The 19,504-nt window shown below is 61.5% G+C and carries 20 protein-coding genes; 15 read left to right on the plus strand and 5 right to left on the minus strand.

All coding sequences use genetic code 11. The features are described 5' to 3' along the window. Positions 1-5: 5 nt before the first annotated feature. Positions 6-950, minus strand: a complete 945-nt coding sequence (locus tag AB7828_RS21395; protein ID WP_231078622.1) for a hypothetical protein — start codon at positions 948-950, stop codon at positions 6-8. A gap of 380 nt (positions 951-1,330) precedes the next feature. On the opposite strand from AB7828_RS21395, the gene dnaK reads away from it, so the two are divergent. The 8 genes from dnaK (at position 1,331) to AB7828_RS21435 (ending at position 8,505) form a co-directional block, all read left to right on the plus strand. After that, complete coding sequence (gene dnaK, locus AB7828_RS21400) at positions 1,331-3,229, plus strand: molecular chaperone DnaK (protein ID WP_120287698.1); 1,899 nt, start codon at positions 1,331-1,333, stop codon at positions 3,227-3,229. A gap of 183 nt (positions 3,230-3,412) precedes the next feature. Further along, a complete protein-coding gene (dnaJ, locus tag AB7828_RS21405) occupies positions 3,413-4,555 on the plus strand; it encodes a molecular chaperone DnaJ (protein ID WP_441231097.1) in 1,143 nt (380 codons plus the stop codon). 92 nt (positions 4,556-4,647) lie between these two features. Further along, positions 4,648-5,250, plus strand: a complete 603-nt coding sequence (locus AB7828_RS21410) for a class I SAM-dependent methyltransferase (RefSeq protein WP_093757830.1) — start codon at positions 4,648-4,650, stop codon at positions 5,248-5,250. 45 nt (positions 5,251-5,295) lie between these two features. Then, complete coding sequence (locus tag AB7828_RS21415; RefSeq protein ID WP_093757831.1) at positions 5,296-5,874, plus strand: NADPH-dependent FMN reductase; 579 nt, start codon at positions 5,296-5,298, stop codon at positions 5,872-5,874. A 6-nt stretch (positions 5,875-5,880) separates the two neighbouring features. Then, positions 5,881-6,597, plus strand: a complete 717-nt coding sequence (gene pyrF, locus AB7828_RS21420; RefSeq protein ID WP_089263059.1) for an orotidine-5'-phosphate decarboxylase — start codon at positions 5,881-5,883, stop codon at positions 6,595-6,597. Positions 6,598-6,620: 23 nt separating this feature from the next. After that, the gene (locus AB7828_RS21425) at positions 6,621-6,923 is read left to right on the plus strand and encodes a DUF1330 domain-containing protein (RefSeq protein WP_068730266.1); all 303 of its coding nucleotides are present in this window, start codon (positions 6,621-6,623) and stop codon (positions 6,921-6,923) included. Between the two features lie 120 nt (positions 6,924-7,043). Then, positions 7,044-7,859 carry a 4-hydroxy-tetrahydrodipicolinate reductase gene (dapB, locus tag AB7828_RS21430; protein ID WP_089263057.1) on the plus strand — a complete coding sequence of 272 codons (816 nt, stop codon included), beginning with the start codon at positions 7,044-7,046 and terminating at the stop codon, positions 7,857-7,859. 22 nt (positions 7,860-7,881) lie between these two features. Then, a complete protein-coding gene (locus AB7828_RS21435) occupies positions 7,882-8,505 on the plus strand; it encodes a 2,3-bisphosphoglycerate-dependent phosphoglycerate mutase (protein ID WP_441231098.1) in 624 nt (207 codons plus the stop codon). Positions 8,506-8,531: 26 nt separating this feature from the next. Here the strand turns inward: AB7828_RS21435 and AB7828_RS21440 are convergent, their stop codons facing one another. Beyond that, the gene (locus AB7828_RS21440) at positions 8,532-9,323 is read right to left on the minus strand and encodes an alpha/beta fold hydrolase (protein ID WP_441231099.1); all 792 of its coding nucleotides are present in this window, start codon (positions 9,321-9,323) and stop codon (positions 8,532-8,534) included. Between the two features lie 171 nt (positions 9,324-9,494). Between AB7828_RS21440 and AB7828_RS21445 the strand changes: the two genes are divergently transcribed. The 3 genes from AB7828_RS21445 to AB7828_RS21455 all read left to right on the plus strand — a co-directional run bounded on the left by AB7828_RS21445 (position 9,495) and on the right by AB7828_RS21455 (position 13,115). Continuing rightward, positions 9,495-10,145, plus strand: coding sequence for a GntR family transcriptional regulator (locus AB7828_RS21445; RefSeq protein ID WP_320446131.1), 651 nt, complete (start codon positions 9,495-9,497; stop codon positions 10,143-10,145). Next, positions 10,142-11,671 carry an aldehyde dehydrogenase gene (locus tag AB7828_RS21450; protein ID WP_441231100.1) on the plus strand — a complete coding sequence of 510 codons (1,530 nt, stop codon included), beginning with the start codon at positions 10,142-10,144 and terminating at the stop codon, positions 11,669-11,671. The genes AB7828_RS21445 and AB7828_RS21450 overlap by 4 nt, the downstream gene beginning before the upstream one ends. Positions 11,672-11,747: 76 nt before the next feature. Then, the gene (locus AB7828_RS21455; protein WP_441231101.1) at positions 11,748-13,115 is read left to right on the plus strand and encodes an MFS transporter; all 1,368 of its coding nucleotides are present in this window, start codon (positions 11,748-11,750) and stop codon (positions 13,113-13,115) included. Between the two features lie 47 nt (positions 13,116-13,162). On the opposite strand, the gene AB7828_RS21460 is transcribed toward AB7828_RS21455, so the two are convergent. Then, entirely contained in the window at positions 13,163-14,071 is a 909-nt protein-coding gene (locus AB7828_RS21460; protein ID WP_441231102.1) for a methylated-DNA--[protein]-cysteine S-methyltransferase, read from the minus strand. Positions 14,072-14,125: 54 nt separating this feature from the next. Next, the gene (locus tag AB7828_RS21465) at positions 14,126-14,644 is read right to left on the minus strand and encodes a DUF2244 domain-containing protein (RefSeq protein ID WP_441231103.1); all 519 of its coding nucleotides are present in this window, start codon (positions 14,642-14,644) and stop codon (positions 14,126-14,128) included. A gap of 22 nt (positions 14,645-14,666) precedes the next feature. On the opposite strand from AB7828_RS21465, the gene nth reads away from it, so the two are divergent. After that, positions 14,667-15,428, plus strand: a complete 762-nt coding sequence (gene nth, locus AB7828_RS21470) for an endonuclease III (protein ID WP_441231104.1) — start codon at positions 14,667-14,669, stop codon at positions 15,426-15,428. On the opposite strand, the gene AB7828_RS21475 is transcribed toward nth, so the two are convergent. Continuing rightward, positions 15,425-16,177: a sulfate transporter family protein gene (locus AB7828_RS21475; protein ID WP_441231105.1), complete on the minus strand. Its 753-nt coding sequence runs from the start codon at positions 16,175-16,177 to the stop codon at positions 15,425-15,427. The two genes, nth and AB7828_RS21475, sit on opposite strands and share 4 nt — an antisense overlap. A gap of 140 nt (positions 16,178-16,317) precedes the next feature. Here AB7828_RS21475 and AB7828_RS21480 point away from each other — a divergent pair, with 140 nt between their 5' ends. From AB7828_RS21480 to AB7828_RS21490, 3 genes are read left to right on the plus strand one after another with little or no spacing between them, the layout of a single operon-like run. Beyond that, positions 16,318-17,700 (plus strand): ABC transporter substrate-binding protein, encoded by a 1,383-nt coding sequence (locus tag AB7828_RS21480; RefSeq protein WP_093757839.1) that lies wholly within the window; start codon positions 16,318-16,320, stop codon positions 17,698-17,700. Between the two features lie 53 nt (positions 17,701-17,753). After that, positions 17,754-18,632 (plus strand): carbohydrate ABC transporter permease, encoded by an 879-nt coding sequence (locus AB7828_RS21485; protein WP_441231106.1) that lies wholly within the window; start codon positions 17,754-17,756, stop codon positions 18,630-18,632. Between the two features lie 13 nt (positions 18,633-18,645). After that, positions 18,646-19,497 (plus strand): carbohydrate ABC transporter permease, encoded by an 852-nt coding sequence (locus AB7828_RS21490; protein WP_441231107.1) that lies wholly within the window; start codon positions 18,646-18,648, stop codon positions 19,495-19,497. The last annotated feature ends 7 nt before the right edge of the window (positions 19,498-19,504 follow it).

Here is a 19,504-nt window from a genome sequence, read left to right on the forward strand (position 1 = left end):
CTGCGTTAGCGCGGCTCGATGCCGTCGCGTACAGCGCGGAAGCGCGGAAATGCCTTGGCCCAATCATCGCGCGGTGCGCTTGCAATAATGCGCATCGTGATTTTGCCGCCGCCGAAGCGCAGCCACTGTACCACGCTGACCGGCGTGTTGTTCTTGCCGCTGACGGCGTCGATACGGGTCTCCCAGCCTGCCATGCCGTCGATCCGTTGCGGCTCCGACATGGTGATGCGGCCTTCGCGCAGGCCGGGAATCGTGCCTGCGGCCTGCTGGGCAAAGCGGCCGCGATCTTCAGCCTTTTCCGGCGCGGAGGCCAGGCTGCCGATCACCACAAAAGGACTCGTTTCGATGCTGTTCTCGTCGCTCGAGTCGGCCAGCAATAGCGCGGCACCCGGCGCCAGCGTGCGGACGGTCTTGAAGTCGCTCATTTCCGAGACCTTGAACGGCATCAGACCGAGTTGTTCTGCCAGCGGCACTTCCTTGCGGACCACGGCGGATGAGAGCATCTGGCGCACCGCGTCGTCGGTGTAGATTTTCTGGGCGTTTTCCGGGACTTGCACGGCGACATAGCCGGAGAAGGTCCCGCCGCCGACGATCATCGAATAGCGCCTGACATTGCCGGTCGCGTCCTTGGCGTTCTCGATCGTGTAGAAGGCCTTTCCGGCCGTGGTCTCGATGCTCTCGGGCTTCGCGGCCATACCAGCCGGATTGGCCTTGAACGCGGTCTCAACCTCGTTGAAGGCGGCGGCTGGCAACTCGGTCACGAGCACCTTGACGCCCTGATCGGAGGTCTCGAAGCCGACAAAGGTCTTTGCCGGGGCGAGGCCAACCAGCGGGGCCAGACCCACACGGACACCCGGCGGGAAGACGGGATCAGCCGCCAAAGCGGGTCGGTGGGCGACCGAAATGGCCGTCAGCATGGTCAAGGCGAACAGGGGCGCAGCATGTTTCATGAAAAATCTACTGGGTTTGCATTGAGGCTGTTCGATGGTGCGGGGCTCCGGCCTTGGTCGCCGCGCGCCCGGTCGGAAAGGGCTTTCACGGTTGCCCTGTTCCGCCAACAGATCAAGCCATAAATCCGTTCCCGGCGCCGTCCGCGCCCATCCGTCGCGTATTGGCGAAACAACCGCCAAGGGTCTGTTTCACCAAATATTAATTTCGCGCACCGGTCGTGTTTTCATGGGTCTGGAGTGTGCCAGATGCCTTGCGGCCACCACCCCCCCTCCTATATGAGGCCTACCGTCGCAATATCGCGAATAGTTGATGTTTGGGGGTTGGGAGCGGGGTGCCGTCAGGGCCCAGCCAACCTGCCGCAGAAAAAGGATATGAGAGCATGGGAAAGGTCATCGGTATCGACCTCGGTACGACGAACTCCTGCGTCGCCGTCATGGATGGCAAAACGCCGAAGGTCATCGAGAACGCAGAAGGCATGCGGACCACGCCGTCCATCGTGGCTTTTACCGATGATGGCGAGCGCCTCGTCGGCCAGCCGGCCAAGCGCCAGGCAGTTACCAATCCCGAGCGCACCATTTTCGCGGTGAAGCGCCTGATCGGCCGCCGCTATGACGATCCGACCGTCGAGAAGGACAAGAAGCTCGTCCCCTACAAGATTGCCAAGGGTGGCAATGGCGACGCCTGGGTCGAAGTCGACGGTAAAACCTATTCGCCCTCGCAGATCTCCGCCTTCACGCTGCAGAAGATGAAGGAGACCGCGGAGGCTCACCTCGGCCAGAAGGTCGAGCAGGCCGTCATCACCGTGCCCGCTTACTTCAACGACGCTCAGCGTCAGGCCACCAAGGATGCTGGCAAGATCGCTGGCCTCGAAGTGCTGCGCATCATCAACGAGCCGACGGCGGCTGCGCTCGCTTACGGCCTCGACAAGTCGAAGTCCGGCACCATCGCGGTGTACGACCTCGGCGGCGGCACCTTCGACGTTTCGATCCTCGAGATCGGCGACGGCGTGTTCGAGGTGAAGTCCACCAACGGCGATACGTTCCTCGGCGGTGAAGACTTCGACATGCGTCTGGTCGGCTACCTCGCCGACGAGTTCAAGAAAGAGCAGGGCATCGACCTGCGTAACGACAAGCTGGCCCTACAGCGTCTGAAGGAAGCTGCAGAAAAGGCGAAGATCGAGCTGTCGTCGACGACCCAGACCGAAATCAACCTGCCGTTCATCACGGCGGATGCCTCAGGTCCGAAGCATCTGACGCTGAAGCTGACCCGCGCCAAGTTCGAAGCGCTGGTCGACGATCTCGTGCAGAAGACCATCGAGCCTTGCCGCAAGGCGCTCAAGGATGCCGGCCTCACCGCCGGTGAAATCGGCGAAGTGGTTCTGGTCGGCGGCATGATCCGCATGCCGAAGATCCAGGAAGTCGTGAAGCAGTTCTTCGGCAAGGAGCCCCACAAGGGCGTCAACCCGGACGAAGTCGTGGCCATCGGCGCCGCCATTCAGGCCGGCGTGCTGCAGGGCGACGTCAAGGACGTGCTGCTGCTCGACGTGACCCCGCTGTCGCTGGGCATCGAGACGTTGGGTGGCGTGTTCACCCGCATCATCGAGCGCAACACGACGATCCCGACCAAGAAGAGCCAGGTGTTTTCGACGGCCGAGGACAACCAGAACGCCGTCACCATCCGGGTCTTCCAGGGTGAGCGCGAAATGGCAGCCGACAACAAGCCGCTCGGCCAGTTCGACCTGATGGGCATTCCGCCGGCTCCGCGCGGCATGCCGCAAGTCGAGGTGACCTTCGACATCGACGCCAACGGCATCGTCAACGTGTCGGCGAAGGACAAGGCGACCAACAAGGAACAGCAGATCCGGATCCAGGCATCCGGCGGTCTGTCCGAGTCCGACATCCAGAAGATGGTCAAGGACGCCGAAGCGAACGCTGCCGAGGACAAGAAGCGTCGCGAGGCTGTCGATGCCAAGAACCACGGCGATGCCCTCGTGCATTCGACCGAGAAGGCTCTGAGCGAGCATGGCGACAAGGTCGGTGAGACCGAGCGTCGCGCTATCGAGGATGCCATGAGCGACCTGAAGGAAGCTCTGAAGGGTGATGATGCCGAGGCGATCAAGGCCAAGACCAACACGCTGGCGCAGGCTTCGATGAAGCTCGGCGAAGCGATGTACACCCAGCAGGCCGAGGCTGACGCCAAGCGCGATGCCGAGAAGGATGACGTGGTCGACGCCGAGTTCACGGAAGTCGACGACGACAAGCCGAAGAAGTCGGCCTGATAGGCGAGCGGAACGATGACCCTCATCCTGAGTAGCGCGGTGCGCGTCTCGAAGGATGAGGGTTGTTTTTTGTCAGGCGGGCCTTGTTAGGTAAGTTTTGTTAGTGCGGGAGTAGCATCTTCATCGATGCGTTCTTCTGGGATGCTCCTCGGGATGAGGACCAATTTCGGGCGGATCTGACTGATGTCCACCAAGCAATGTTATTACGAGACGTTGGAAGTCGAGCGCGGCGCGAATGATGCGACCCTGAAGACGTCGTTTCGCAAGCTTGCGATGAAATGGCATCCGGACAAGAATCCAGGCGATGCCGCCGCTGAAGTGAAGTTCAAAGAAATTGCCGAGGCCTACGACGTTCTCAAGGACGGCGACAAGCGCGCGGCCTATGACCGTTATGGCCATGCGGCCTTCGAACAGGGCAATGGTGGCGGCGGTGGTCCGGGCTTCGGATCCGGCTTCGCCTCGTCCTTCTCCGACATTTTTGAAGACCTGTTCGGCATGGCCGGACAACGTGGCGGTGGCCGCAGCGGCGGCCGCGAGCGCGGGGCAGATCTTCGCTACAACATGGAAATCACGCTGGAGGAGGCTTACTCCGGCAAGACCGCACAGATCGAGATTCCGGTCGCGGTGACCTGCGAAGCCTGCTCCGGCACCGGCGCCAAGGCAGGAACCAAGCCGAAGGCCTGTTCGACCTGCGGCGGTGCCGGCCGCGTCCGTCAGGCCCAGGGCTTCTTCACGCTGGAAAGGACCTGCCCGAGCTGTCAGGGCCGCGGTCAGATGATCGAGGATCCGTGCCCGAGCTGCTCCGGCGCTGGCCGGGTCGAGCGCGAGCGCACGCTCTCGGTCAACATTCCGGCGGGCGTCGAGGACGGCACCCGCATTCGTCTTGCCAATGAAGGCGAAGCCGGCGCGCGCGGTGGCCCGTCGGGCGATCTCTATATTTTCCTGACGCTGGCCTCGCACGACTTCTTCCAGCGCGATGGCGCGGACCTGCATTGCCGCGTGCCGATATCGATGGTGACGGCCGCGCTGGGCGGCGAATTCGAAGTGCCGACCATCGAAGGCGGGCGCAACAAGGTCAAGGTTCCCTCGGGCACCCAGTCCGGGCGGCGCTTCCGCGTTTCGTCGAAGGGCATGCCGGTGCTGCGCTCGCGCCAGACCGGCGACATGTATGTCCAGGTCGTCGTGGAAACGCCGCAGAACCTGACGAAAAAGCAGCAGGAGCTGCTGGCCGAATTCGAGAAACTATCTTCGGGTGCAACGCAACCTGAAGCCGCGGGTTTCTTCACTAAGGTCAAGGACTTCTTCGGAACGCGGACAGGCTCCTGACGTTGGAAGCTTGACCGTTTCTATTGTTGCCTATACCTCTTTATGACGAAATTCTGACGTTCCGCACGTTCCGCGGTCTGCCTGGAAGCGACATGCCTCTGCACTCGTCCGCGCGTACGTTGAAGAAGCCGCTCCGTCTCGACGACGAGGTTCGCTTCCTCCGTTCATGGATCGATAAGCCGCTGCATATGGGTGCCGTGATGCCGTCGGGCAAAGCTCTTGCCCGCACGATGGCGCAATATGTCGACAATGACGCGACCGGTCCGGTCATCGAACTTGGACCAGGCACCGGCGCGATCACCTCTGCGCTCGTCGCTCATGGGGTGGACCAGAAGCGTCTGGTGCTCGTCGAATTCAATCCCACCTTTTGCGCACTGCTGCGTGAGCGTTATCCGCAGGCGACGATCGTTCAGGGCGACGCCTACACATTGCGCGATACCCTGTGGGATGTGCTGAAAGAGCCCGCCTCCGCCGTCGTCTCCGGCCTACCGCTGGTCACCAAGCCGATGCTGACGCGCCTCAAGCTGATCCGCGATGCCTTCGCGGCGATGTCGCCTAACGCGCCCTTCGTGCAGTTCACCTATTCGGTGGCGCCGCCGATCCCCAAATCGCTGCCCGGCGTGTCCACAGAGGCCTCCGAGCGGATCTGGATGAACCTTCCGCCGGCGCGCGTCTGGGTGTATCGCAAACGTTAGTGCCGGCCGCGATCGCGCGGTGGCTTCGCCCCGACGATCGGAATCATGGCTGCGATCAAGATCCTCGTTATTCCAGGCTCGCTGCGCACAGGGTCGCTGAATGCGAAACTCGCGGCTGTCGCCATTGACGCGCTGGTTCGCGCCGATGTCGATGCCACCAGGATTTCGCTCGGCGACTTTCCGCTGCCGATCTATGACGGCGACCTCGAGAGCAATTCCGGCGTACCGAAACATGCGCTCGATCTGAAGCGTATGATATCGGCGCATCATGGTGTGCTGATCGTGACGCCTGAATACAACGCGTCGCTGCCGCCGCTGGTGAAGAATACGATCGACTGGATCTCGCGCGTGGAAGACACGCATGAGAGCAAGGGCCAGGTGTTTCGCGAGCGGCCGTTTGCGATTGCGGCGGCTTCGAATGGGCGGCTTGGCGGTGCGCGCTGTTTGCAGGCCTTGCGGCTGGTGCTGTCGGCGTGTCGCGCGATGGTGATCCCGAACCAGCTCACGCTGGCGTTCGCCGGTGAGGCCTACGACGATATGGACCGGCTGAAACACGCCGCCGACAAGGATGCGATGACGGCGATGGTGCGCCAGCTTATCGATGTTGCGCAGCAGATGAAGTGAGACGAGATGACGTTGCAGACCATTGATCCCCGCGACCGCCTGATCGTCGCGCTCGATTTGCCGGATGTTGACGCTGCCGAAGCGATGATCGCGCGGCTCGGCGACAGCGTGACTTTCTACAAGATCGGCTATCAGCTCGGCTATGCTGGTGGTCTGCCGCTGGTGCGCAAGCTCGCCGATACCGGAAAGAAGGTGTTCGCCGATCTGAAGATGCACGACATCGGCAACACCGTCGCGCGCGGTGTGGAAAGCGTGGCGAAGCTCGGCGCGACCTTCCTCACCGTGCATGGCTATCCGCAGACCATGCAGGCGGCGGCCAATGCCAGCAAGGGCTCCGGCCTGAAGATCCTCGCGGTGACAGTACTGACCTCGTACGACAACGAGGATCTGAAGGCCGCGGGCTATCAACTCGGTGTCAGCGATCTCGTCGCCGCGCGCGCGCAGCAGGCGCAGGCGCTCGGTATCGATGGCCTCGTCTGCTCGCCGGAAGAGGCGGCGAATCTGCGCAAGCACATCAAGCCTGAGATGTGTCTGGTCACGCCCGGTGTGCGCCCTGCGGGCAGTGACGTGGGCGATCAGAAGCGGATCATGACCCCGGCACGCGCGATTGCCGAAGGTTCGGACTATCTGGTGGTCGGCCGTCCGGTGATGGAAGCCGCCGATCCCAAGGCTGCGGCCGAGGCGATCGTCGCCGAAATTACGCAGGCACTGGCGAACAAGTAAGAACGGGACAGGGAGAGAGACAGATGGCCAAGGCTTACTGGATTGCACGCGTCGACGTGCACAATATGGACGGCTACAAGCAATACGTGGCCGAGAACGGCCCGGTCTTCAATAAATTCGGAGCCAAATTCCTCGTGCGCGGTGGTCAGTTCGAGGCCAAGGAAGGCACGTCGCGCTCGCGCAATGTTGTGCTCGAATTCAAGGACTACGCGACCGCGCTAGCCTGTTACAATTCGCCGGAATACCAGCGGTTGGTCGCGATGCGCAGCCCGCACGGCGAGAGCGATCTCGTGATCATCGAGGGGTATGACGGTCCGCAGCCTTGAGCGGCAGGGCCTTAAGCATGTGTTTGATCTGATTGGTATCTAAGGACTTTAGGTACCGTGGGCGTGTTGCCGCCGTGGCAACGCGCCGCTATACCGCCTTGAGATACTGAGGATCGTTCAATGTCCGATATGAGACTGATCGTTGCTGGCGCCGGCGGCCGAATGGGCCGCGCGCTGATCCGCACCATCTCCGAAACCCCCGGCGCTGTCGTTTCCGGTGCGCTCGAGGCGCCCGGCTCGGAGCTGCTCGGACAGGATGCCGGCGTGCTCGCCGGCCTGCCCGAGAACGGCGTCAAACTCTCGGCCGACCTCTGGACGCTGTCGAAGGATGCCGATGGTATCCTTGATTTCACGGTGCCTGCGGCGACCATCGCCAATGTTGCGATCGCAGCCCAGCGCGGCCTTGTTCACGTGATCGGCACCACCGGCCTGTCGTCGTCGGACAACGCGGTGATCAAGAGCGTGACCGGTCAGGCCATCGTCGTGCAGTCGGGCAATATGAGCCTCGGCGTCAATCTGCTCGCTGCGCTGGTGAAGCGCGTTGCGCAGTCGCTCGATGACGGCTTCGACATCGAAGTGCTGGAGATGCATCACAAGGCCAAGATCGACGCGCCCTCGGGCACGGCTTTCATGCTGGGTCAGGCTGCTGCCGAGGGCCGCAAGATTCCGCTCGAGCAACATTCGGCGCGTGGCCGCGACGGGCTCACCGGCGCGCGCAAAACCGGCGATATCGGCTTTGCCTCGTTGCGCGGCGGTACTGTCGCTGGCGATCATACGGTGATCTTCGCCGGTCCCCATGAACGCATCGAGCTGTCGCACAAGGCCGAGGATCGCATGATCTTCGCCCATGGTGCGCTGAAGGCGGCGATGTGGGCGCATGGAAAAAAGCCAGGTTTGTACTCGATGGCTGACGTGCTCGGCCTTGGTGAAATGTAAGAAGAACGAAACGGAATTCTCGATGAACGAACGTCTTCTCGTCCTCGTCCGTCACGGGCAGAGCGAATGGAATCTGAAGAACCTTTTCACCGGCTGGAAAGATCCTGATCTCACCGAGAAGGGCGTCGCAGAGGCCAAGGAAGCCGGCCGCAAGCTGAAGGCGCAGGGTCTGACCTTCGATGTCGCGTTCACCTCGGCGCTGACCCGCGCGCAGCACACGCTCAATCTCGCACTGGACGAGATGGGCCAGACCGGCCTGCCGATCACGAAACATCTGGCGCTGAACGAGCGCGATTACGGTGATCTCTCCGGCCTCAATAAGGACGACGCCCGCGCCAAATGGGGCGAGGAGCAGGTCCATGTCTGGCGTCGATCCTACGACGTGCCGCCGCCCGGCGGCGAGAGCCTGAAGGATACGCTGGCGCGCACGCTGCCGTATTTCGTGCAAGAGATCCTGCCCTGCGTGCTGCGCGGCGAACGCACGCTGGTGGCGGCCCACGGCAATTCGCTGCGTGCCCTGATCATGGTGCTGGAGAAGCTGACGCCGGAAGGCATTCTCGCCCGCGAACTCGCAACCGGCGTGCCGGTGATCTATCGGCTCAATGCCGATGCGACGGTGGCGTCGAAACTCGATCTGGCGGGTTGATCGACGCGCTCGGTTGCGTGGCGCGGCTAGCGCGCCATCGCAGCCGACACGAAATCCGAGATCGCATCGAGAAAGACGTCCGGCTTTTGCAATTGCGGGACATGCGCGCAGCCCGGAAGCACGATCAGCCGTGCATCAGGTAGTCCGGCAGCAAGCTCTCTGGACATCGGTGGTGGCGTCGCTTCATCGTGCTCGCCGACCAGCACCAGCACCGGCACTTTGACGGTCCCGATCTCAGGCCGGAGGTCCAGCGTCGCCAGGGACTCGCAGGCACTCTGAAACACCCTGGGATCCGTGCGCAAAAAGGCCTCGCGTCGATCGCGCATCAGCTCCGGGTTGTGCTCCTGAAATTCAGCGGCGAACAAGCGTCGCATCGCGACATCGGTAACCGCCGGCAATCCCTTGGTCGATGCGGCCGTCGCCATGTTGCGGAACGCCTCGCGGCCGGGTTCGGAAAACGCTGCGCCGCAATCGGCGAGAACCAGACGGCCCGCAATGCCCGGATGGCGGATCGCCATCTGCAAGGCAACGAAACCGCCATAGCCGTTACCGAGCACGATCGTGTCCGCGCCGTCGCCGCAGTCCCTGACGGCCTCCGCCACGCGGTCCGCCACCGCGGCCAGTCCGCCGCTTACGGCGTCTGATCCCCCAAAACCCGGCAATTCGGGAACGATGACACGGTGGGTTTTGGCCAGCGAGGGCACGATGCTGTCGAAGCTTGCCCGGTCAGACAGCAGCGAGTGAAGCAGCACGATGGCCGGTCCTTCGCCGAATTGCGCTGCATTGACGGTGCCGTTTGCCAAGCGCCGATCTGCCATTTTTGCCTCTCCAGTCAAAAGCTTGCAGCCCGCAGCCTGATCGGCTGTCGCATCCGCCTGTCCTGTTGTGTCCCGGACCGGAGTCTAAAAGCAAGTCCCCGATCGTGCAAATCTGACTTGACGTGATATTTCACGAGATGCATCTTTGTCGGAGAATCAGAGGAAATATCCGTGCTTCTTCGAGATAATGTCTACAATAGCCTCAGGTCTGATATCCTGATGTGTCGCTTTCTACCAGGCGATGATATGCGGGAGCAGGAGCTTGCGGAGCGCTATGCGGTCAGCCGCCAGCCCGTACGTGAGGCTTTGCTGCGGTTGGAGCGCGAGCATCTCGTGACGGTGCAGCCGCGCCAGGGTTATCGGGTCAATCCGATCTCGATCTCGGACGCCCGGGACCTGTTGCGGTTTCGCTATGCGGTCGAGCCGGCCTGTGTGTCGGAAGCGATCGAGCACGCCTCGGACAACATCCTGCGCGGATTGGACCAGTACCGGTCGTTCGACGGCTCGGCGGAAGATTTCATCGATTATAACCGCGCCTTCCACATCGCGCTGGCACAGGCGTCCGGCAACCGGCGCATGGCGTCGGCCGCGCGCGATCTGATCGAACAGGCCGACCGGCTAGTGCGCGTCAGCATCGCCAACGTCAAGGGCCGCGATCACATGCAGCTCGTGGGTGAGCACGTCAGCCTGATCGACGCCATGCAGCGCCGCGACCAGCGCGGCGCGGCGCGCATCATCAAGGCCCACATCGAGAAAACAGAAAAGCGCGTGCTGCCTGCCTTGGCGCGTAACGCGATCATCGTCGAAGGGAGAGATCTATGAACATTCCAGCAAAAACCGGCTCCATCGATGTCGAGATTCACGGCAACTTCGTAGACGGCCGCGAAGTCGAGGCCGGCAACGGCGAGATGATCGATGTGCGCAACCCGGCCACGGGCGACGTCATCGCACGAATTCCCAATTCGACCGCAGCCGATATCGATCATGCCATGAAGAGCGCGCGTGCGGCGTTCGAAGGGCGCGCCTGGGGTGGCATGGATACACGTGCCCGTGCGCGCCTGATCAATAAGCTCGCCGATGCGTTCGAGGCCAACCTAGACACGCTGTATCGGCTGGAAACGTTGAACAACGGCCGTCCTGTCAACGAGACCCGTGCGCAGCTTGCGCGTCTTCCTGATTTCTTCCGCTACTTCGCCGGCGTTGCCCTGGCGCGGCGCGATTCGGTCATCCCGGTCGAAGGCGCGTATCTCAACTACACATTGCGCACGCCGATCGGGATCGTGGCGAACTGTACGCCGTTCAATCATCCGCTGATGATCCTGTGCAAGTCGCTGGCTGCTGTACTGGCCACCGGCTGCGTGACGGTCGTGAAGCCCTCGGAATACACGCCCCTGACCACGCTGAAGCTTGCGCAGATCTTCACCGAAGCCGGCCTGCCGCCGGGTGTGTTCAATATCGTGCTGGGCTACGGCCCAAGTGCCGGCAAGATGTTGTCCGAACACCCTGACATCAACAAGCTGGTGCTGACCGGCGGCACCGAAGCCGGGCGCATCGCCGGATCGTCCGCGGCGAAAGTGTTCGCGCATCAGACCATGGAGCTCGGCGGCAAGACGCCTGTCATGGTGTTCGACGATTTCGATGTCGATCAGGCAGTGAACTACGCTGCCTTCGGTGCCTTCATCGGTGCCGGCCAGACTTGCGTCTGCGCTTCCAGGCATATCGTGCAGGCCTCGATCTACGACGAGTTCGTAGCGAAGCTGCAGGCCAAGACGAAGTCTATCCGTATCGGCGATCCGTTCGATCCCAACACGCAGCTCGGCCCGGTGATCTCGGCGCGCCAGCGTGACCGCGTGCTGTCTTATGCGCGTTTCGGTCACGAGGATGGCGCCCGGCTGGTTGCTGGTGGCGTTGCGGCAAAGATAGCCGGTCACGAAAACGGGTTCTTCGTGGAGCCCACGGTGTTCGCGGATGTTCGGTCGGACATGCGCATCTTCCAGGAAGAGGTGTTCGGTCCGTTCACCTCTGTCACGCCGTTCAAGGACGAGGCCGATGCGTTGCGTCTGGCCAATGATTCCCCGTTCGGGCTTGCAGCGGCCATTCGCACCCGTGATGTCGCGCGCGCGCATCGCGTCGCTGGCCGCGTCAAGGCGGGGATCGTCTGGATCAATGATCATCATCGCCTCGATCCCGCATCGCCCTGGGGCGGCGTGGACGACAGTGGCATCGGCCGTGAATGCGGCACCGAAAGCTTCGATGATCACTTCAACACCAAGAGCGTGATGGTGGCGACGGGCGATGGCCCGTTCGACTGGTATCGCGACACGGCGGGGCAGAAGCGACTGAACTAGAGCAAAGCGATCGCCAACAGATCCCCCACAGAGGGACGGCGCTAATCGATATGGAAACAAACAGGGAGAGACGACGATGCCGACATCAGTAAATGCGGGCGGCCGGTTGGACCGGCTGCCGATCGGACCGTTCCACTACCGCATCATGACGTTGATCGGGATTGGAATGTTCTTCGATGGCTTTGACATCTACATCGCAGGAACAGTGCTCGGCGTGACGCTCAAGAGCGGCTTCTCGACGCTCGCCGAGAATGCGCTGTTCATTTCGGCGACGTTCTTCGGAATGATGCTCGGCTCGTTCGGCACCGGCTTTCTCGGCGATCGCTACGGCCGTCGGTTCTCCTACCAGTTCAATCTGCTGTTGTTCGGCGTGGCATCGCTTGCGGCGGCATTCGCACCAAACATGACCATTCTGATCCTGTGCCGCTTCGTGATGGGCCTCGGACTCGGTGCCGAAAACGTGGTCGGCTACTCGACGATGACCGAGTTCGTTCCCGCGCGTTCGCGGGGCAAGTATCTGGGGCTGATGGCCGTCTGCGTCGTCAGTGGCCTGCCGGTGGCGCTACTGGTGGCCTCGTTCGTGGTGCCGATGTTCGGATGGCGCGCCATGTTCGTACTCGGCGGCATCGGTGCGCTGGTGGTCTGGTACATGCGCAAGAACCTGCCGGAGTCGCCGCGCTGGCTCGAGGCCGTCGGCCGCCGCGAGGAGGCAGAGGCGCTCATGCAGAAGATCGAGAGTGAGGCCGCCCAAGGCAAGCCGCTGCCGCCGGTGACCACGGTCTCGACCGTGCAGGCGTCCGGCCAGCTGTCGTCGCTATTCGCGCCCCCACTGTTGTCGCGCATGATCGTCGGTTCGGTCTGCCTGATCACCATCAACACATTGCTGTATGGCTTCGTGACCTGGCTGCCGGTGTTCTTCATCAAACAGGGATTGAGTGTCGCCACGTCGTTCAGTTACTCGCTGCTGATGGCGCTGGGTGCTCCGGTCGGCTCGGCCATCGGCGCGCTGACGGCCGACCGTTGGGGCCGCAAGCCGACCATCATCGGTTCGTCGCTGATCGCGGTGGTGTTGGGCATCATCTATCCGATGATTTCCGATCCGCTTCTGCTGCCAGCGGTCGGTTTCGCGCTCACGATCCCGATCTATGTGCTGGTTGCGCTGCTGTTCGGCATCTATATCCCCGAACTGTTCCCCACCGAAGTGCGCTTGCGGGCGTCGGGGATCGTCAACACGCTGGGGCGCGGCGCAACCATCGTGACGCCGTTCTTGGTGGTTACCCTGTTCGAGGCGCGCGGCGTTGCGGGCGTAATGGCGCTGATGATCGGATTGCTGGTGCTGCAGATCATCACGGTGTGGGCGTTCGGCATTGAGCCGCGGAACCGCAGCCTCGAAGAAATGAAGACCGACGAATCCTCAGCGCCCGTGCTGAAGGAAGCGTCTTAGTCGTTCGTTCAGTCCAATGGGTCGCAGGAAACTGCGGCCCGTTGCTGTTAATTCGCTCCCACCTGTCCCGCTTCCCAGCCGATCATGGCCTGCTTCCGTGTAATACCCCAATGATAACCCGTCAGCGCGCCGGACTTGCCGAGCGCGCGGTGGCACGGCACCACGAAGGAAATCGGGTTCTTGCCCACGGCCGCGCCGACGGCGCGTGAGGCCTTCGGGTTGTCGATCTTGCAGGCGATATCCGAATAGCTGACCGCACGACCCATCGGGATCTTCAGCAGCGTTTCCCAGACGCGGACTTCGAAATCCGTCCCGATCAGCACCACGCGCAACGGCTGGTCCGGGCGCCACAGCTTGCTGTCGAAGATGCGCTGCGCCAGTCCGGCCGTGCCGGGAGTGTCCTCAATTAATGTGGCCGCCGGCCAGCGCCGGCTCATGTCGGCGAAAGCGCGCTGTTCGTCGCCGGGATCGGAGAAAGCGAGACCCGCAAGGCCGCGGTCGCTGGCGATCACGATGGCGGTTCCGAACGGTGAGGGATGGAAGCCGTAGCGCAACCCCATGCCGGCGCCGCCGGTTTTCCATTCTCCGGGTGACATCGCTTCATGGGTTACGAAGAGATCGTGCAGCCGGCCGGGGCCGGAAAGGCCTGAGTCGAGCGCGGCGTCGAGGACGCTGGCGGAATCGCGCAGCAGGTGCTTGGCGTGGTCGAGCGTCAGCGCCTGCATGAACGCTTTCGGTGTCAGTCCGGCCCAGCGGCGGAACAGGTGGTGTAACTCGTCTGGTGTCACGCTCGCGGCGTCCGCCACGGCCTCGATGTTCGGCTGGCCCCGCCACTGTGAGTGCATGAAGCCGATGGCACGGCGTACGGAATCGTAATCGCGCAGGGCCGCGTCGCGCTGGCCCGGCTTGATCGGGCGATGCTCAGTCATCGCTAGGTCTCTGGCAAGATTCATCATGATATCGATGTAGGCCTGCCCCGACGCGCAAACCACCCGTTTCCCGATGGATCATCAGTTCACCGGATTATAGGTCGGGCCGCGTTTGGCGGCCTGGAGCGCTTCCATCAAGGCTTTGATAAAGCTTGACTTTTCCTCCGCACCGAGGAACCGTGCGATCGACACCCGACGGCCGCGCGACACCAGAAAAAGCTGCTCGATGCCGAATTCGGCGTGGCACACCTGATCGATCTGCACCCAGAGCGGATTGAATGCCCATTCCACGACGTCGCCTGATGGGCTGACCCGGCGCACACGGATTTCCGACGGCGTGACCGTGATCTCTTCGGTGGCCCTGGCGCGTCTGTCGTAGATCTTGAAGGCGATATAGATCGCCAGCAGGTCGAGGCCGAAAAAGCCGAGCACCGGCCAGGCGCCCATCAGCAGGAAGGCCATACCCGCGCCGAACGAGACCATGCTGATGAAACCCATGAGCATGAGGAAGCCCTTGCGACCCAGCGCGTGATGCGGACGCAGTAGCGCGCTGAACAGCATCGGTTCCGGCGGGACGTCAAAGTCGTTGCCTGATGTCATGGTCCCTCAGTATATCCCTTTGATGCCGAAAATCACCCGCAAGCTGCCCGCCAGCACGAAATCCAGTCCTGCAAAGAAGGTCGTAGCGAGAGCGGTCAAGGCACCAGCGAATAAGATAGCCAAGCTGAAACCCATCAAGTTGAGGCCTTGGACCAAAGCCCAGGTCCATGAAGCTTTCTCGCGCTTCCGCAAGGCTAATCCCGAGCCCAAAGGCGAGCTCGAACATCTCAATCCCTACACATTGCTGGTTGCAGTGGTGTTGTCCGCGCAGGCGACTGACGCCGGAGTCAACAAGGCGACGCGCGCGCTGTTTCCCATCGCCGATACGCCGCAGAAAATGATTGATCTCGGCGAAGAGACGGTGCGGGAATATATCAAGACCATCGGCCTCTATCGCACCAAGGCGAAGAACGTTATCGCGCTGTCGGAAAAGCTGATCCGCGAATTCGGCGGCGTCGTGCCGCGCACCCGCGCCGAAATCGAGTCACTGCCAGGGGCGGGGCGCAAGACCGCCAATGTCGTGCTCAATATGGCGTTTGGCGAGCACACGATGGCTGTGGACACCCATGTCTTCCGCGTCGGCAATCGCACCAATATGGCGCCGGGCAAGAACGTACTGGACGTCGAACTCGAATTAGAGCGCGTGATCCCGCATGAGTTCATGCTGCATGCTCATCATTGGCTGATCCTGCACGGCCGCTATACGTGTCTCGCGCGCAAGCCGCGCTGCGAGGTGTGTCTGATCAACGATCTGTGCCAGTGGCCGGAGAAGACGGTGGTCTAAGCGACCGGCATCTTCGTCACGCGACCCGGCTCGATCAGCTCCGGTCGTGGTCCGCTCAATCGCTTGTGCATATGGACCATGAAGGCCATGCCAAACAGCGGTGTGGCCAGGTTGACGATCGGGATCGAGACGAAGGCTGCGATGAATAGCCCGGCGGTGAACACCGTCGCCGCATGCTGCTTGCGCATCACCTTGGCGTCCGCCGGCGAGCGGAACCGCATGGCGGCCAGCTCGAAATATTCGCGGCCGAGCAGCCAGGCTGTGGCGATGAAGAAGACAACGAAACCAATGCCGGCGAAGAACACGAAGGGCAGCGCGACCAGATAGACCGCGATGGTCAGCAGCGCGGTCTTGCCGCCTTCGGTGATGGCGAGCCCGAACGGCAATGCGACGCCGACCCGCTCGGCGGGATAGTGCTCGCGCTCGACGATATCGGCAACATCATCGACGAACACGCTGGCGACCAGTGATGTAATCGCCGGCATCAGAAAGATTGCGCCGGCGACGACGCCGAGACCGGCGGCAATCGACAAGATCCAGGACAGCACATTGATCATCGTGTGGTAGTCCGACCCGATCGTGCTTTCGGCCCAGACGCCGCCCGAAGTGGCAGCCCAGTTCAACAGCCGCTGCATGCCGACCGCCAAGACGGTGATTAAAACCAAGGCAAGTCCGATCGACTTCCACAGAATGCTGCGCATCGGTGGTGAAAGAATTTGCGATAGCGCCTTGGCGGCAGCGACAAGCATCCGATTTTCTCCTTGCAATCACGAAGACGTAACCCTTGCGAAGTTGTCAGACAAGTGCAGCGCAGCATCGACTTCTTCACTGGACGGATAAATAGAAAGAGGTAGTCTCAAGAAAAACAATCATCAGGGAGGACGACGTCTTGATCACCAAGGGTACCCGTGCGCTTGTTTTCGCCACTGCCGCTTCCGGCTTGTTTCTGACCGCAGCGCCCGCCTTCGCGCAGCAAAGCATCACCGTTTGGTTCAGCAAGGGATTTTATAAATCCGAAGATGAATCGCTGCTGGCGGCGATCAAGAAGTTCGAAGACAAAACCAAGATCAAGGTCGAACTCTCGCAATATGCCATTCAGGACATGATCCCGAAGACCGTGGCCGCGCTGGATTCCGGCACGCCGCCGGATGTCGCCTATGCCGACACCTACGATGTGCAGGCATCCGGCAAATGGGCCTTCGAAGGCAAGCTGGAAGATATCACCGACATCCTAAAGCCAATGATGGATAAATTCGCGCCGAATACGGTCGAGACGGCCTATCTGATGAACGGCCAGACCAAGAAGAAGGCGTATTACGGCTTTCCGCTGAAGCAGCAGTCGATGCATGTGGAGATCTGGAGCGATCTGCTCGAGCAGGCCGGCTTCAAGGTCAGCGATATTCCCAAGGACTGGAAGGGTTATTGGTCGTTCTGGTGCGACAAGGTCCAGCCGGCCTATCGCAAGGCGTCAGGCAGCCGTGCCTATGGTGTCGGCCAGCCGATGGGCGTGGAGTCCACGGACTCGCTGCAATCGTTCTACACCTTCATGGATGCCTATAACGTCAAGCTGGTGGACGACGATGGCAAGCTTCTGGTGGACGACCCCAAGGTCAAAGAAGGCCTGATCGGTGCGCTCAGGGACTATACCGACACCTATATCAAGGGCTGCACGCCGCCATCCTCGACAACGTGGAAGGACCCCGACAACAATGTCGCCTTCCACAACAAGAGCATCATCATGACCCACAACTTCACGATTTCGATCGCGGCGAAGTGGTTCGAGGATTCGCAAAACCAGACGCTGACGCCGGAGCAGCGCGCGGCCGGCAAGAAGGCCTATGAGGAAACCATCGTCACGGCATCGTTCCCGCTGAAGCCGGACGGCACGCCGATCAAGTATCGCTCCGACGTGAAGACGGGGATGATCTTCTCGCAGTCGAAGAACAAGGCGGGCGCCAAGGAATTCGTCAAGTTCCTGATGGAAGAAGAAAACCTTGGCCCCTATGTCGAGGGCGCGCTCGGTCGTTGGTTCCCGGTAACCAAGGCTGGACAGGCAAGCCCGTTCTGGCAGGCCGACAAGCATCGCAAGGCAGTCTATACCCAGTTCACGGGTGGCACCTCGTCGTTCGATTTCGTGAAGAACTACAAGTTCACGATCCTCAATAACGAGAACGTCTGGGCCAAGGCGATGAACCGCGTGGTCAGCGAGAAGGTGCCGGTCGAGAAGGCCGTCGATGAGTTGATCGCCCGCATCAAGGAAATCGCGGGTTAGTCCGAGACAAAGCCGGCCGCCCCTCGCGGCCGGCTTTTGCAATGGTGTACAGCATGGCCACGATCACCTATCCCGCTCCCGCCGATACGCTGCCACGCCGGCCATGGTCGGCCCGCCTGACGACGCCGCAGGTCTGGGGCGTCGTGATGATCGCGCCCTATCTGCTCGTGTTCACCGCCTTCGTGGTCTATCCGATCGGTTATGGCTTGTGGCTGGCGCGGCACCCGGCGAGTTACGTCGCGCTCTATAACGATCCGGTATTCGCGCGCGCCGTCGTCAACACGCTGATCTTCCTGATTATCGGCATCAATGTGAAGATGCTGATCGCTCTGTTTCTGTCCGGATTCTTCGTGCAGTCGCGCACCTGGATACGTTGGCTGTCGGTGCTGTTCATCCTGCCTTGGGCGGTGCCGTCGATCCCGACCATCCTGTCGGTGCGCTTCATGTTCAATCCCGAATGGGGCGTGATCAATAATCTGATCTTCAAGTTTACTGGCGAGGATGGGCCCAACTGGCTGAACGATCCCGCTATCGGCCTGACGCTGGCGATCATGGTCCACATCTGGAAGTCGCTGCCGTTCTGGACGCTGATCCTGATGACAGGACGTCTGGCAATCTCGACGGACATGTTCGAGGCCGCCGATGTGGACGGCGCCAGCTGGTGGCAGAAATTCCGCTTCATCACCTGGCCATCGATGCAGACGCTGTATCTCACCTGCACGCTGCTTTCGATGATCTGGACGCTCGGCGACTTCAACAGCGTCTATCTGTTGACGGGAGGCGGGCCAGCGGATCTCACTCATGTTCTGTCCACATTGGGGATTCGCTATCTCCGCCTCGATCAGCTCGACATGTCGATGGCATCCATCGTTTGCGCGATGCCGCTTGTGCTGCCGCTGGTCTATTTCATGATGAAACGGCTCTCTCGATGAAGAGGTTCACCCGATGAGAGTGCCAACGCTACGAGAGGTCGGCACCGAAGCGCGACTGTTGTTGATTGGCATTCCCGTGCTGATCTGGACGCTGATTCCCATCTACCACATGTTCCTGTTCGCGATCTCGCCGAAGCAGGATGCGTTCGCGGGCAAGCTGTGGCCCGACCATCCGACGCTGAACAACTTCAGGATCGTGTTCAATCAGCAGCACTATTTCTTGCGCGATTTCTGGGCGCAGTTCTTCAATTCCGTCGTCATCGCGGTGGCGGTCGGTGCGCTGACGCTGGTGATTGCGACATCGGCGGCCTTTGCGATCAGTCGCCTGCGCGTCCGCGGCGGCCGAACGGTGATGAACATGGCGCTGTTCACCTATTTCATTCCCGCCGCATTCCTCGCTGTGCCAATGTATCGCACCATGGGCAATTACGGCCTGCTCAACAATCACTGGTCGCTGATCCTGGCGATGGTGACCATTGCTTCGCCCTATGCGATCTGGGTGCTCAAGCAGGCGTCCGACAAGCTGCCGCTCGAGCTGGATGAGGCCGCCATCATGGATGGCGCGACGCCGCTGCAACTGTTTCGCATGGTCTATGTGCCGCTGATGTTGCCGTCGCTGGTCGCGATCGGCACCTATGCGCTGCTGCTCGCCTGGAACGAATATCTCTACGCCTTCCTGCTGCTGTCCAAGGATACCGAGATCACGCTACCCGTCGCGCTCGGCAACTTCCTGGCCGCTGATGACTCGCCCTGGGAATTGCTGATGACCACGGGCTTTATATACGCGCTACCACCAGCCGCAGTGTATTACGCCTTCCGGCGCTACATGGTCGGCGGACTCACAGCGGGCGCGGTCAAGTCTTGAAGTGGCC

It is taken from the genome of Tardiphaga sp. 215_C5_N2_1 (assembly GCF_052076055.1).
Lineage (GTDB): Bacteria > Pseudomonadota > Alphaproteobacteria > Rhizobiales > Xanthobacteraceae > Tardiphaga > Tardiphaga robiniae.